The organism is Acinetobacter sp. WCHAc060033, assembly GCF_004209125.1.
Classification (GTDB): domain Bacteria; phylum Pseudomonadota; class Gammaproteobacteria; order Pseudomonadales; family Moraxellaceae; genus Acinetobacter; species Acinetobacter wuhouensis.
In genome coordinates this window covers 61,605-76,832 of sequence record NZ_SGSW01000012.1, presented here as the reverse complement: position 1 = coordinate 76,832, position 15,228 = coordinate 61,605, and the positions used below count along the sequence as shown (strand labels likewise).

The following is a 15,228-nucleotide window of genomic DNA, read 5'->3' as shown; positions in this document are numbered from 1 at the left end:
TGAGAAAATTATGCATTTTAGAATTGTGTCACCAAGCGCTTGCGTAGATGTTGAAAATATCCAATTGGCGCAAACACATTTAGAACGCTTAGGTCACACAGTGAGTTTAGGTGAACATGTATTTTCTCAATATCGTTATTTGGCAGGAACTGTTGAGCAACGACTTGCTGATTTAAAGCAAGCGGCACTTGACCCAGATGTAGATGCTATTTGGTGTGGTCGTGGAGGGACTGGTGCTGCAATGTTATTGCCATTTTTGGATGAATGGATGTTGAATAAACCGATCATTGGTTATTCTGACACTACAGCTTTACTCAATTATGTCGCTATGCATGGCGGACAATCTTTACATGCACCTGTTTTCCAAGAAATTGCTGTAAAGAATTTGGATGCGAGTCCAATTTCTTATGATGCAATGAAAACCATTAGTCTGCTCAATGCTGATCAGACCAAGCCTAGCCACTACCCCCTTTCCGCACTCAATGAATCAACTCAAGATTTGGCATTAGAAGATATCCATATTTTAGGTGGTAATCTGACTGTGTTATGTACCTTACAAGGCACAGCAAGTCACGTTCAACTTCAGCAACCAAGTGTATTATTACTTGAAGATGTCGGTGAACCTTACTACCGTATTGAGCGTTCTTTGGTTCAACTTTTACAAAGTATTGATACATCAAATTTAAAAGCATTAGTTTTGGGGGACTTTTATCAATGCCCACAAAAAAATGTGCCTCAGACCATTGCTGAAATTGTCAAAGAACATCTTGATCCGTTGAAAATTCCGCTATTTCAATGTAATTGGTTCGGTCACGGCGCAGTGAATCGTCCTTTTTGGATTGGGAAAAAAGGGAAAATCATCGATTCCCAATTGGTCATCTACTAGACTAGCTACTAATCAGGTGCTTTTAATAAGTTCATCAACACCTCTTGAAAATGAGCACCTGCGGATTCCTTTCCTAATTGATCATCAGGATTTCGCAGTGGACATTGATCTAGGGATAAACACCCGCAACCAATACATTGATCTAACTGTTGTCGCAGTTTGAGTAAATTCATAATTTGTTGATCAAGTTGCATTTGCCAATGCTGTGACATAGCTTGCCAATCCGACTTACTCGCAACTTTATGCCTTGGCAATACAGCAAATGCATCATGAACTTGTTGTAAGCTAATCCCGACCTGCTGTGCAATTTTAACAATCGCAACGCGCCTCAACATCGCCCGTGGGTAGCGTCGCTGATTCCCCTGCGTACGCGTACTCCAAATCAAATCTTTTTCTTCATAAAATCTGATTGCCGAAACACTAACTGCACTGCGTTGAGCCAATTCTCCAATGGTTAACCATTGTCCTACTTGCTGTTCTTCAGATGAATGCTCAAAACCCATCACATCCTTTTGCACTACTGTCTGTACTGGCATGGAGCCTGTTGAGAGAATTTCATTTTCAATGTCAGATTTTTTCAATTTTCACTTGACCTCAAGTTAACCTGAGCTTTGATACTAGCAAAATATTAAATTCGTCAAAAGAGTATCCGTGTGAATACAACGCAATCATCATTACCAAACCAGCCTTCAGGTATCAAACCTTTCAAAATGGTTAATCCAAATACACTTTATAATCCATCTGCATTTGCGTATAGTCATGTGGCTGAAATACGCCATTATCTACGAATCTTGCATATTTCTGGTCAAGGTGGTGAAAACCAACACGGTCAACTGGCAAATGATTTTGCGCAGCAAGTACATCAGGCTTTTCTCAATGTGCAACATGCACTCGATGCTGTAGGTGCATCATTATTCGATATTGCTGTTTTAAGAATATTGGTGGTTGATCATAGCCCCAAAAAGCATCAATTTTTAATCCAAGAAATGCAAAAGTTATGGAAAGATCAAGCCTTTCCTGCTTGCACGCTTATTCCTGTACCGTGTCTTGCTTTACAAAGTATGCAGATCGAAATTGAAGCAACTGCTTATTGTCTTTAATCCCCCAAACCATACTGCAATCTAGGAAGTTTTTATGAATGCCCAACTCGATATTAGCCAAAACAAAGCTTTACTTTGGCTAATGGCGATTGCCTGCGGTTTATGTGCAGGAGCGAACTATTACTGCCAACCCTTGATTCACTCCATTCAACAATACTTCAATATGCCTGAGTCTCAAGTGGCTCTCACTGTGACATTTGCCCAAGTTTCCTATGCAGTCGGTTTATTATTTATTGTTCCGATGGGTGATATTGTCAATAAAATCAAATTCATTCCTTGGCTGATGTTCTGCACTGCGATTGGCTTATTGCTTTGTGCTTTTGCGGTAAATTTACCAATGTTATGGATCGGAACGATTATTACAGGGTTATTCTCAGTTGCAGCACAAGTGCTTATTCCACTGGCGACTATGGCAGTAAAACCTGAAAAAACTGGGGAAGTGGTCGGCTTTTTAATGAGTGGGCTATTGGTTGGCTTACTACTTTCAACCAGTCTTGCTGGATTACTCTCTAACTTATTTAACTGGAAACTTATTTACTTTGTCAGTGCAGGATTGATGCTACTCCTCGCATTTTTACTCAAAAGTCGTTTACCACATGTACCTACTTTTAAAATGAGTTATGGCAAAATTTTTCAATCCATGGCGGTTTTACTCAAGGAAGAACGTCGCCTTGTTTATCGTGCTGTAATCGGTGGTTTTGCATTTGCCGCAATGAGTATTCTATTTTCAACTATTGCGGTTCTACTCACTTCAGAACCATTTAAATTACCTGATGTTCTGGTCGGTGTCGTGACCCTTATTGGTGTATTTGGTGCTTTATCTACAGCTCAAATCGGTAAAATTGCAGATCGCGGGCATACAGCGATTCTGACTTGGATTGGTGTTTCAATCATGTTACTGAGTTGGGGATTACTATACCTCGGTGGGACATATCTCATCAGTTATATATTAGGTTATGGGCTGATTAATTTAGGACTTGCCACCATTCATAGCAGTAATCAGAACATCATTTTCCGTTTACGCCCAGATGCCAAATCACGGATTAATTCAATTTACATGACAGCATACTTTACAGGGGGCGCATGTGGTTCAGCTTTAGGTGTTTATGCATGGCACCACGGTGGTTGGAGTATGACCTCAATTGTTGGATTGCTGTTAGTATGCGGTGCCGCTTTGTTTGCACTGCTAGACCATCTCTATGTCAAATCTAGCAATCACATTCAAACTATTTAACCAACTACAAGGCATCACTTAAATTAAAGCATTTTTATCAACACTCAAGAGACTTGTACCACAGGATAAAATGGTTTCCCTAAATCTAAGTCTTTCGAGTGTTCTAAAAGAATGTGAATAAAAGCAGGCAACAATGCCACTAAAATATGACAAGCATCTTGTAATTGCTTTCGATTGAGTGAGCTTTTATAGGTTGCTCCACCATGCATCAGTTGGTTTCTGAGCGTGTACAACCGATTAAAGATAACGAAAAGTAAGTCCACAGTGTCTTTACTCTGTAAGGCTTGATGCACGCGTTTTTTTTCTATATCAAAATCTTCTTTCCAAGCTTTCTGACTGATTTTTTGGTTTTGAAAATCCCAAAATGATTGAAAAACATACGGATTTTCGATTAACAATCGGATCGATGAACTAAATTTCTCCCAAATGAGATTATATATTTTCTGCCCTTGATCCAACTGGCAGACTTTATGTAAAAATTGTCTAAATGACTGTCGATCTTGAGTAAAAGCCATATCTTGTGCGTAAACAGCATTAAATCCGACCCATAAACTTATGAATTGTAAATCCAGATCATCATCCAGTTGAATCGCTTTTTTTAACCAACTCAAACCACGATGAATCCGTAAATTAAACTGTTCTGAATTTTCGATCTTTTTACTTTTATATACTTCTTCTAAAACAAGCACGCCATCCCCCAACATATTGTTTTTAAAAATTTATCTTATTGAATAAATGCGTATTTCTCAAGCAATTTAAATATGCTCTTTATCACACCTTTAACACACTATTCAGCCCCCTGTAGCCAGTTTCCATTTCTGAATCAACGTCGAGATAAAACGTAACGCTTTGGAAAACACCGAATCATTTTGATGGATATTGTTTTTCTTTAAACTTATACAAAGCAAAATGGTCAAAGCAAATCATTATATTTATTAAGCTTATTCCATAAAATTAATTTTCACACCATTATAACCGACTTAATAAGCGCAATAATTATAAAAAAACATATTAACAACCTACAAACCTAAATATAAAAACATATAAATTAAAACTTAAGTAAAATAATCCTGTTACATAAAATAATCACAAAAATATCATTTTTTAGAATATTTATTCTACTTATTTAAGTTAAACAATAAGACTATAGTTCAAGTTATCCCAGCATTTTTCCAACATGAAATACAAATATTAATACTTATCATTAATCCCTCATAAGTGTTGAACAACTATAGCTTAATTAGGTAATAACCGTAATAATATGACACTTTTTTGCCATTATGGACAAAAATTTTCACTGAGTCTTAATCAAAAAAAACTTAATTCACCATAATAATTTTCAATTAAAATATCAAATCATGATAAATAAAAAGTTATTTTCATCAAATTAAGCACTTAAACAACTCACCACTTTAAAATACCTCTGTATATTATTTTAAAATTACAAATCTCTTTATAAATATAAGAACCATTTATTTACATGATTAAAAAAAAGTCTATAATCGCCAACCTAATCTATAGTATCTATTCACGCAGGGGTATTATTATGCGTAATGTTATTTTATCTACTTTCATGATGGCTTCTGCTTTCACTTCTCTCTCGTCTTATGCTGCTTCACCTGCTACTGGTCAATTTAATGTCATGATTAAAGTCAAAGAATCATGTGAAATTAAAAGCACTAATGACGTAAACTTTGCAGATATTGACCGTTCAACGAATGAAGCTAAAACTGCTCAAGGCAATCTAAGCGTATTATGTACAGTAGGCACACCATATAAAGTTGCTTTAGCTGGCACAGGTAAAATGACAAATACCGCTGATGCAAACAGTACGATTGCTTATAACCTGTTCCAAAACTCAGCTTATGATCAAGCTTGGGATAGCCAAAACTTAAACTCTAAAGTAGGTGATGGTACAGCTCAACAATTAGATGTATATGCTAAATTAACTAGTAGCACTAATGTAAAAGCCGGTAATTATCAAGACAGAGTTACAGCAACTGTCACTTACTAATTACTGATTGTTTAATCATGAATAGGGTATCAATTTATGTTAAATAAATTTTTTACTGTGATTTTGAGCCATATATTGGTGCTCTATTCAGTTGCTGTTTCTGCTGCGAGCCTGCAAGTATCTCCTATTTCTTTGAAGTTTCAACAGGCTGAAACAGCTAAAGAAATTTGGTTAACCAATACCAGTGAGCAAGCTATTCGAGCGCAAACTCGTGTGCTCGAATGGGCACAAGATGACAATAAAGATGTGCTGAATCCAACACGCCAAGTTGTTGCAAGTCCCGCAGTCACTGAAATTCCAGCAGGTGGACGACAACTGATTCGTGTGATCAAAACGTCCCAACTTGATCCTCGCCAAGAGCAGAGCTATCGTTTGATTATCGACGAGTTACCGAGTGCGAAAAAAACTGAAGATCAAGCCGGTCTACAGTTGCTTTTACAATACTCAGTTCCTGTCTTCTTTGAATCTAAGCAAGATATTAGTGCAAAAAATAACATCACACCTTTAACTCAAATCCAATTTAGTTATAACAACCACAAACTGACTGCGGAAAATAATGCCAATAGTCATATCCGTCTCAGCCAACTCAGTTATATCAATCCAAATGGTGAAAAAATACCGTTGGTCAATGGTTTACTTGGATATGCTTTAGCACATAAAACCATGACTTGGGATATTCCTGCCCAAAAAAATATGCTTCCAAACGGAAAATTTGAAGCAAGAATTAATACGGATGCGCAAACTCAAATCTTAATCATCAAATAGTTATTTGTATGAAAAAGACAAGCGCTGTCTATAACTCCCTTTTTAAAACTCTAGGCTATTGTCTTGCAATCAGCTACAGCCCTGTTGTTTTTGCAAATTCAGATATGCTTCAAACGGCTATCAATACAGCTGATTTTGAACAAGAGCTATATCTAGATACCATTTTAAACCAATCCCCTAAAACGATCTTGGGGCATTTTACACAACGTAATAATGAACTTTTGATCAGTAAAGCGACTTTAAAAGACTTGGCGCTTAATGTTGATCTACCTGATCAAAATAATGAGTCTGATTTTATTGCATTAACGCAAATTAAAGGTTTAAGTTATCAATATGATGCTGCCTCACAAAGCATTCATTTAACAGCAACAGCGCAATTATTGACAAAAAGTGCACAAGTAACACGCCTACAATCGGTTGAACCCGCTATCGTTAATAAGCAGCAGATACGCCCTGGCATCCTAATGAATTACGATGTTCACAGCCAGTACAATCAAGATCAACTCACCCAAAGTTTATGGAATGAATTACGTTTTTTCGGCGGTGAAAGTGGCGGTGTTTTTAGTATTTCTGCCAACCATGTTTATACAGATCATGAGCATGCTGGCTCTGCATTTAATAGTAGAATCTTAGATACCTATTGGCAAAAAGATTTTCAGAATAAAGCCATCTCGCTCATCGTTGGTGACAGTCAGTCAAAAGCATTGAACTGGAGTCGTTCGACCCGTATTTCAGGCTTAAAAATTGCAAAAAATTATAGATTACAACCCTATCAAAGCACCTCACCTTTAGAGTCCTTCAAAGGCTCAGTGTTGCTTCCCTCATCTGTTGATTTATTAATCAATGGCATACAGCAAAGTACCACACAGGTTCTGCCTGGAAATTTTGATATTCAAACCATTCCCACCATTTCAGGTGCAGGAACAGCGCAATTGGTCATTACCGATCTCAATGGCTTACAGCGTGTCGTTAATTTTTCACTGTTTGGAACAAGTAACCTGCTGCAAAAAGGATTTTCAGATTGGGAAATTAATCTGGGGATGAGTAAACTTGATTATGCAGTTAAATCATGGAGCTATGATGATCAACCACTCTTTAATGGTTCATATCGCTATGGTCTCACTCAAGACACAACGCTTGAAAGCCATGCTGAGTTTTCCCAAGATTTACAATTGACTGGCATCGGCTTTGTTCATCGCTTACCTCAAACATGGGGCTTGTTAAATGGCGCTTATAGCTATAGTCATCTCAATCAAGAAAACGGTTATTTGTACAGTTTAGGCTATCAGTGGAGTAATAATCTTTTCAATATTTCATTGGACCATCAACAAGTTTCTGAAAATTATAATGATATTGCCAGCACGCTAGGCTATAACCATACCCGTGAGTCCAATCGTGCCTTTTTAGGGTTAAACACTGAATATGGACAATTTGGTGCCAGTTATGCACAACAAGACTATAATCAATTTGAAAATAAGTTTTTGATGTTGAACTGGTCTTATATTTTCCCCTCTAAAAAATACTTAAGCATGAGTATGACCCGTGACTTAAACAATAAAAATAACACGTTTTACTTATCTCTCAATATTCCTTTTGATCGCCAAACTCAAGCAACTGTCAATGCTCAGAACAATGAGAATGGTCAACAATATTCTGCCAGTGCACGTCGTACCGCCTCGCAAAACCAAGCTGATTGGGGTTGGCAAGCCTATACCAATATTAAAGATTCAAATGATTATACGGTTCAAGGTACAGTGCAAAGAAATAACCGTTTTGGTGAATGGGAATTTGGTTTGCAACATGATCAAATGAATCAGCAGAACTATACGAGTTCAATGCTATCAGGATGTGGTAGCTTATTATTTATGCAAAATAATTTATTTGCTAAACGTCAATCTTTTGGTTCATTTGCGATTGTTTCTACACAAGGCGTACCCAATATTCCCGTACAACTTGAAAATAGACAAATGGGCAAAACCAATAAAAAAGGAGTATTGCTCATTAATGACCTGAATGCATATCAACACAATAATTTATCTATTGATACACTTGCGCTTCCGATCGATTATAAAATTGAAACAACACGGATAGATACCGTACCTTATAGTCAAAGCGGTGTATTTGTTGAATTTCCTGTGTATAAAATGCAGTCAATACAGTTCAATGCTGTGGATGAAGAGCAAAAAGTTCTCAGCCTAGGAAGTCGTGTTTGGAATCAAGATCGCTTACCGACTGACGATGATATTGAAACAACGATTGTTGCAAGAGATGGTATGGTTTATTTAGAAAATCCTAAATCTGCAACGATTTATATCGAACATCAGCAAAAAATTTGCCAAGTTAGATTACCCACCTTGACACAAATCTCAGGATTTATTGATTTAGGAAGTTTGAAATGTTTGTAAAAATAAAGACATGTATTTCTTCTAAGTTTCTACCTTATAGCTTGGTATCCCTCTGCTTATACCTATGCGTGGTGATTTCTGCATCGTTTTTAAGTACGGAATCACTTGCAGAAAATAACAAAGCCTCTTGCTGGATTTCACAACCTGATCTTAATTTCGGTACAGTTTCAACTGCGGGAGGTAGAAGTAACACCTCAGTCAAAGTGACATGTAATCACTATGGTCATACAAAAACTGTGAATCTGACCATGTGCTTGTATATTCCAGAAGGAGACCCTTCTTTAGCCAATAACCGTAGACGTATTTCCTCAAATACTGGTCCAGGTAACGCAAGTTCTTATCTCAGCTATGACTTGTTTTATGATCCTGCACTTACGCAACGTATCGACACCACAGCGAACCCATCTTCTCTACGTTGTGTGAATCAGACTTTGAGTCCATCTGAAAATCAGAAAGACACATTCATTATGCTATATGGCTCTATTTATCCAGGGCAAAATGTTCTAGCAACACGTTATACTAGCTTTAATATGCCACTCAAGCTGTTATCTAACTCTAGTGAAGATAAAGTTCTATCTGCACAAGATGTTATTGCTCAAAATAAAACAGCGACCAATAACTTATTGGTTACAGCAAACTATGAAAATAGTTGTTATTTGCAATCAGTTCCAGATTTAAACTTTGGGCAAACAGACAATTTATTGCAAGAAAAAACCAGCTCAACCACAATTTCTTTATCTTGTCCTATCAATACAACGTGGAAAGTCAGTTTAGACAATGGTTTAAACTTTGATGGGACAAATAAAAGAATGCGTAAAGGAACCAATTATATTGCTTATGCACTGTATAAAGATGCCAGTTTAAGTCAGATTTGGGATGCCAAAAGTATTGCTCAAGATGTTGGGAATAATGGTACTCAACAGATCAAAATCTACGGCAAAATTCCAATTCAAAACAAAACTGTACCTGCTGGTGATTATCTTGATACTGTTACAGTCACCCTGACCTATTAGGTGGAATAATCATGTTTCAGATCAACTAATTTTTATGATTTCGTGTTGATTGATAATCATAGGAATCTACCATAAAATTGAATCAAGCCTTCGCTTTAAATATCTTATATTTAGAGCATGGCTAAACATAAATAAGCCTTACTTTGCTCAACCCATCGTATGACTTTGGAAATTTAAACATAAAATCTTATGAAACTACCTATTTTTTTATTTGTCACTCTCGCGGGGATCGGGGCTTCAGCATATATCTATGCGGGGAACCAAAATTCAGTACAATTTAGAGTACAAGTTCATATCAAAGAATCTTGTAATATCTCTTCTCAAGGGGCTTCCAATCTCGATTTTGGTACAGTCAATCGATCTGCGGACAGTCTTTCAGCACAAGGAAATTTAAATATTACTTGTACGCAAGGAACACCTTATACAATCGCACTGAAAAGTGATCGTAAAATGTTGAATCAAACAACATCTGGTGCTGTTATTCCTTACACTCTTTATCAAGATGCCAATCAAAGCATTGTTTGGGGCTTTGATTCAAACCAGAGTTATACCAACACAGGCATCGGAGCAAATCAAAACATCCCAGTTTGGGGGAAAGTCGCTAAACAAGACACTAATGTTCCAAGTGGCTCATATTCGGATACAGTTACAGCTGTGGTAAGTTACTAATCTATTGTTTTAATTTATTATTTCACAATATCTTAAATACTCAATATTTAAGATATTGTCTTATATTTTAAATATCAATAAATGATCAAAATGTAATGATTTTCAGTTTTATGCTACTATTGCAAACCTCGATGAATACTGCATTTATATAATGTAATCCTGTTCAAATCAATGCTGATATTTGCATAGATTACATGGGAAGTTTCTCCTATTTTTTCTCCCTCTCTTCGTTTAAAACTGTTTTAAGGCTTTGATTAAAGGTTTAATTTTATGACGACTCTAGATAACACTGAAATTAAGTCTAAGCCTCGCATCAGTGTTGCCCCAATGATGGATTGGACAACCAAAGATTACCGATTCTTTGCACGTTTGTTCAATCCTAATGTCATTCTGTATACCGAAATGGTGACTACAGGTGCAATCATCTACGGTGGTGCAAATCGTCACTTAGACTATAACAATGAAGAACATCCAATCGTTCTACAGTTAGGTGGCTCAAATCCTAAAGATCTTGCAACCTGTACTAAGATGGCGCAAGACTGGGGCTATGATGAAGTCAATTTAAATGTGGGCTGCCCAAGTGATCGTGTACAGAATAATAAAATTGGTGCATGTTTAATGGCTGAACCTGATTTGGTGGCTGAATGTATTGCTGAAATGCGCAATGCTGTTGATATTCCTGTTACGGTCAAACATCGTATCGGTATTGATGATATGCAGTCCTATGAAGAAATGTTGCACTTCGTTGATACTGTGGCAAAAACAGGTTGTGATAATTTTATCGTGCATGCTCGTATTGCATTGCTCCAAGGTCTTTCGCCAAAAGAAAACCGCGATGTACCCCCTTTGCGTTATGAAGATGTATATCGTTTAAAGCAAGAACGTCCGAATTTATTGATTGAGATCAATGGCGGTATTAAAACCTTTGCTGAAACGCAGGAACATTTAAAGCATGTTGATGGTGTGATGATTGGTCGTGAGGCTTATCATAATCCATACCTTTTGGCTGAATTAGGTCAGTTGTGGAATTTAGACTTACCTGATCGTTTTGATATTATTGATCAAATGCTGCCATACATTGCTAAACGTATGGAAGAAGGCGCGCCACTTTCAATTATTACCCGTCATATTTTGGGTCTATTCCAAAACCTTCCAGGTGCGCGCAAATGGCGTCAGGCTTTAAGCGGTGGCAATGCCAAAACTTTTGCTGATGTTGAAAATGCCATTGTAAATATTAAAGATGCAATGAAACGGACTGAGGATTATATTAAAGAACAAGCGATTGCTCAGTAATTTCAAAATAAAAATGGCTAATTCATTTCATAATTAGCCATTTTTATTTTTAGTTAAAACATCCTTCAAAGACGTCTAAGGATTCAACATAAGGTAAAATAAGATAATTTTTGTCCAGTAAATGACTTTTCAAAAAGGTAAAAATATCTTTGTTTAATTTATAAATTTTAGATAAATCATTTAAAAGTTCATTCAATTTATTAATTTCAAAGGCTTCATTTTTCACAAAAAAGAATAGGCTTGCACCTAATCCAATATATTCCAAAGCAAAGTTTTTCTCTAAGTATTGTATCAATGAAAAACTTTCCATCGGATTTAAATCACAAGAAAAATAACCATTCAATTGAGCAACAAATTTTTCAGACTCTTGTTCTACATTCACCAACTTAATTTCGATTGCTGAGTCGAAAATAATTTCGGGGTGTTCATGTATCTGAATGAGTAAATCAAAATCTTCTTGTGAATATTCGATTTTATCTGCCAACCTTTTTAATTCAATTTGATTGTGCTTTTTAGCCAATTGTCCAAGATAATATTTAATCGCTAAAGGTTGTAAGTTTTCAGAAAAAATTTCCTCCTCCTGACCATTTGCATCACCTAGATATTTTGATTCATCAAAATATAGTTCATCCCCCATAGAAGCATGCATGGACGTATAGTTACATTGTCCGATATCTTCTAAAAGTAAAAGAACTTTTTTGGGTGCTACTTGTTGTTTTAAGCTTTGATAAATATCTATTAACTCTTTCCAACTACTAACATCATTTATCCAAGCATATTGGTTTAATTCATGTGCTTCTTGACTGATTCTAGGATTTATATTTTGTTTAATATTTAATTTTTTCATTTATTCTCTCAGTTTCATCTTATCCAGCTTTTTCAACACTTCCGCTACAGCAACCATCGCAAAACTTGATGTTACAACTACAGCAGAACCATAACCACCACAACGCAAGCCCGCACTGGCACATACATCTGCACTAGAGAATGGATTATCAATCGAATAGACACATGTAATGCCAAACTTGTCTTTCGGCTTTTTACAAATTCCCATACCACGTAATTGGGTACGCAATTTTGCCAGCATCGGATCTTGTTCAGTTTTAGATAAATCAGCCACGCGGATTTTAAGCGGATCTAATTTCCCACCTGCACCACCTGATACAATCAAAGGAATTTTATTAAAACGACAATGTAACATTAACGCCAATTTGGCTTTTACATCATCAATGCAATCTAAAATAATATCTGGTTTTTCTGCCAAAATTTCTTTGATATTTTCAGCACTGAGATAATCATCAACTAAATTGATTTTAATTCTAGGATTGACTGAACGGCAACGCTCCGCCATCACTTCAATTTTTTCTTGTCCCAACGTGGATGTCATTGCGGGCAATTGACGGTTGATATTCGATGCTGCGATCGAATCCATATCCACCAAAGTTAACTCGCCAATACCTGTACGAGCCAGCGCTTCAACAGCCCACGAACCCACACCGCCAATCCCAATCACCATCACATGACTTTTTTCATAATGCTGAAATTCTTCTTCACCATAAATTTTGGCTACACCTGCAAAACGGCGGTCATATTCATCATCGTGGAGAAGTTCAGTCATGGTTTAAATCTAAATTCTAAAAATCAAAACTATTTTATCAAAAATAGACACTAAAAATGTAAATTGAATCCACAAAGCTGATCTCCATGCTTTAAAAGCTAAAATATTTTATTGCTTTTAGAGTTTACGCTTGGGTTAAATTATATTCAGCACTTGAATCCTCATAACAGCATAAAAAAAGCCCCACAATAATGCAGGGCTTGGAGAACTCATTAACTTTGCTCTCATTCAACAAACATGGATTTGCTCATTGAAAATCATATTGATCAAATAAAATAGATGATTTGATATAAATTATGCCAATTTATGTGACTTTTCAATAAAAAATAAGATTTTGACACGATTCATTTCCTATCTGGTCATTTTAAGCCCGAATATACAAAAATTACTCTCTCAATAATGACTCATTCAACACATCCAGTGTATTTTTCCAGAGTTGATCTGCCAATTGTTGTTCATCAAGCTGTAAACATGTTGCCAAACCTTGTAATACATAAGGCAGATTTACTGGGGTATTACGAGTTCGATGTTCATGTGAAGTCTGACAACACAGCGGTGTCATATCAGGACAATCCGTTTCCAAAACCAAATGCTCTACCCCAACAGCCTTTACCACACTAATTAACTTTTTTGCATTGGGGTTGGTAATTTGTCCTGTCACTCCTATTTTAAAACCGAGTTTAATAAACGCTTTCGCTTCTTCGATCCCCCCACTAAAGGCATGTGCAATACCACCATTTTTAAATTGTTGCTTTTTAAGCATGGCTAATACATCTGCATGTGACTTTCGAATATGTAAAAGAATGGGAAGGTTAAACTGCTGTGCTAACTCAATTTGAGCCGAAAAAAAATCTTGCTGTTTTTGAAATAACTCGGCTTGTTTGTGTTGTGTTAAAAAAGTATCTAATCCAATTTCACCGACTGCACAGCATCGTTCTGTTTTTAAAATATGCTCTAAATCATCTAAATGACTCTGATCATGTTGTTCAATATAAAAAGGATGTAGACCAGGTGCAAGATGGCTTCGTGGTGCATTGTTGAGTTGATTCAGAAAATGATGAGTCTGAACTAAATCTTGAAAGCGTTCTTGTAGGAAGCCAATTAACACCAAATGCTCAACACCGACTGCTTTGGCTTGATACGCAAGCAACTCCCTGTCTTGATCAAAATCAGAGACATCAAAATGAGTATGCGTATCAAACAAAGACAAGGTCATTATAATTTCGTTTAATTATGTGCAACTGGAGCAGATGCACTTGGCTGATCTACTTGCATTTCGGCTGGAAAATATTGAGTTTTCAAGACACCTTTTAACTGATCATACGGAATCGTCAAACGCGGTAAACCAACCACATAAGGTCCTATCTCATATTCACCATATTGTAAAATCAGCCCCTGTTTGCCTAAATAGAAATTATCAGACAGTTTAAATTTCCACACTTGCTCATACTCTGCAATATTATCTGCGAGTTTAGAATCAGCGACCCAAGTTTTAAATGCTTGATACGCCAACTGTTCCAATTTAGCTTTTTGATTATTTTCAATAATTTGTGTCAATGTAACTTGTTTTTTGGTCACTAAATCAAAGTTATAATAACGTTGCACAGACGAACCATGCGCACCGCCTAAATAGCTACTGGTATTGAGAACTACTGTGGCTAAAGGTTTTTCTGCATTTAATATTTTAGGGCTGACCATCACATTAATCTGGCTACTTGCTCCTAGTGTTTTCAATTCTTTATCTAACTCTAAAAAAGAATTGGCATAAGGTTGTACTTTTTCTTGTAATTGCTGTGCAGGTGTTTTATTGCTATTTTCTTGAATTTCACTGGCTGCTGTTTGCGCTGTTGATGATTGCTGATCAGATACTTTCTTATTTTTACTCAACTGAGCAATATCTAATATTTTATCTAAATTTTTAAGAATGGCTTGATCAATGATTTCATCGACAAAAGCTTGATTGGTTTTTAGACGCTCCACTGAAAATTCTGGACAACTTTTCCCATCACATTCAGGCATATCTAGTTTTAACTTTTCAGTATCGCCTTGTAACTGCAATGATGTATCAGGAACTTGTGATGCAGCTGTTTGATCTATAGATGGATCTACTTTCTTTGAATCAGGTTTATGACAAGCCGTTAACCCTAAAGTGATCACCAATATAGAAAGTGCTATTGTGCTTTTTTGATTCAACATTTAACCGACCTATCCACTTTGTTTCTGAGTTGCCA

General features: G+C 36.3%; 15 protein-coding genes. 9 read left to right on the top strand and 6 right to left on the bottom strand.

Features of this window, described 5'->3' with window-relative positions; all coding sequences use genetic code 11:
• The first annotated feature begins 10 nt into the window (after positions 1-10).
• Positions 11-886 (top strand): LD-carboxypeptidase, encoded by an 876-nt coding sequence (locus EXE10_RS07300; protein ID WP_130112908.1) that lies wholly within the window; start codon positions 11-13, stop codon positions 884-886.
• An 8-nt stretch (positions 887-894) separates the two neighbouring features.
• Here EXE10_RS07300 and soxR read toward each other — a convergent pair whose 3' ends face one another.
• The gene (gene soxR / locus EXE10_RS07295; protein ID WP_087552439.1) at positions 895-1,389 is read right to left on the bottom strand and encodes a redox-sensitive transcriptional activator SoxR; all 495 of its coding nucleotides are present in this window, start codon (positions 1,387-1,389) and stop codon (positions 895-897) included.
• A gap of 207 nt (positions 1,390-1,596) precedes the next feature.
• On the opposite strand from soxR, the gene EXE10_RS07290 reads away from it, so the two are divergent.
• Both EXE10_RS07290 and EXE10_RS07285 read left to right on the top strand, forming a co-directional pair.
• Positions 1,597-1,986, top strand: a complete 390-nt coding sequence (locus EXE10_RS07290) for a RidA family protein (RefSeq protein WP_130112931.1) — start codon at positions 1,597-1,599, stop codon at positions 1,984-1,986.
• Between the two features lie 34 nt (positions 1,987-2,020).
• Positions 2,021-3,220: an MFS transporter gene (locus EXE10_RS07285; RefSeq protein ID WP_130112907.1), complete on the top strand. Its 1,200-nt coding sequence runs from the start codon at positions 2,021-2,023 to the stop codon at positions 3,218-3,220.
• Between the two features lie 44 nt (positions 3,221-3,264).
• Here EXE10_RS07285 and EXE10_RS07280 read toward each other — a convergent pair whose 3' ends face one another.
• The gene (locus tag EXE10_RS07280) at positions 3,265-3,909 is read right to left on the bottom strand and encodes a HEPN domain-containing protein (RefSeq protein WP_130112906.1); all 645 of its coding nucleotides are present in this window, start codon (positions 3,907-3,909) and stop codon (positions 3,265-3,267) included.
• Between the two features lie 857 nt (positions 3,910-4,766).
• Between EXE10_RS07280 and EXE10_RS07275 the strand changes: the two genes are divergently transcribed.
• The 6 genes from EXE10_RS07275 to dusA all read left to right on the top strand — a co-directional run bounded on the left by EXE10_RS07275 (position 4,767) and on the right by dusA (position 11,379).
• Positions 4,767-5,234 carry a spore coat U domain-containing protein gene (locus EXE10_RS07275; protein WP_130112905.1) on the top strand — a complete coding sequence of 156 codons (468 nt, stop codon included), beginning with the start codon at positions 4,767-4,769 and terminating at the stop codon, positions 5,232-5,234.
• A 36-nt stretch (positions 5,235-5,270) separates the two neighbouring features.
• A complete protein-coding gene (locus tag EXE10_RS07270) occupies positions 5,271-5,999 on the top strand; it encodes a molecular chaperone (protein ID WP_130112904.1) in 729 nt (242 codons plus the stop codon).
• An 8-nt stretch (positions 6,000-6,007) separates the two neighbouring features.
• A complete protein-coding gene (locus EXE10_RS07265) occupies positions 6,008-8,404 on the top strand; it encodes a fimbria/pilus outer membrane usher protein (protein WP_130112903.1) in 2,397 nt (798 codons plus the stop codon).
• On the top strand, positions 8,395-9,417 hold the full coding sequence (locus EXE10_RS07260) for a spore coat U domain-containing protein (protein ID WP_130112902.1): 1,023 nt from the start codon (positions 8,395-8,397) through the stop codon (positions 9,415-9,417). The genes EXE10_RS07265 and EXE10_RS07260 overlap by 10 nt, the downstream gene beginning before the upstream one ends.
• Positions 9,418-9,606: 189 nt before the next feature.
• Entirely contained in the window at positions 9,607-10,086 is a 480-nt protein-coding gene (locus EXE10_RS07255; RefSeq protein WP_130112901.1) for a spore coat U domain-containing protein, read from the top strand.
• 270 nt (positions 10,087-10,356) lie between these two features.
• Positions 10,357-11,379: a tRNA dihydrouridine(20/20a) synthase DusA gene (gene dusA / locus EXE10_RS07250; RefSeq protein ID WP_130112900.1), complete on the top strand. Its 1,023-nt coding sequence runs from the start codon at positions 10,357-10,359 to the stop codon at positions 11,377-11,379.
• Positions 11,380-11,428: 49 nt separating this feature from the next.
• Here the strand turns inward: dusA and EXE10_RS07245 are convergent, their stop codons facing one another.
• The 4 genes from EXE10_RS07245 to EXE10_RS07230 form a co-directional block, all read right to left on the bottom strand.
• Positions 11,429-12,226, bottom strand: coding sequence for a hypothetical protein (locus tag EXE10_RS07245; RefSeq protein ID WP_130112899.1), 798 nt, complete (start codon positions 12,224-12,226; stop codon positions 11,429-11,431).
• Entirely contained in the window at positions 12,227-12,997 is a 771-nt protein-coding gene (locus EXE10_RS07240; protein WP_130112898.1) for a ThiF family adenylyltransferase, read from the bottom strand. It abuts the gene before it with no gap.
• Positions 12,998-13,382: 385 nt separating this feature from the next.
• A complete protein-coding gene (locus tag EXE10_RS07235) occupies positions 13,383-14,213 on the bottom strand; it encodes a TatD family hydrolase (protein ID WP_130112897.1) in 831 nt (276 codons plus the stop codon).
• Positions 14,214-14,224: 11 nt separating this feature from the next.
• Entirely contained in the window at positions 14,225-15,193 is a 969-nt protein-coding gene (locus EXE10_RS07230; RefSeq protein WP_130112896.1) for an RsiV family protein, read from the bottom strand.
• Positions 15,194-15,228 lie beyond the last annotated feature (35 nt).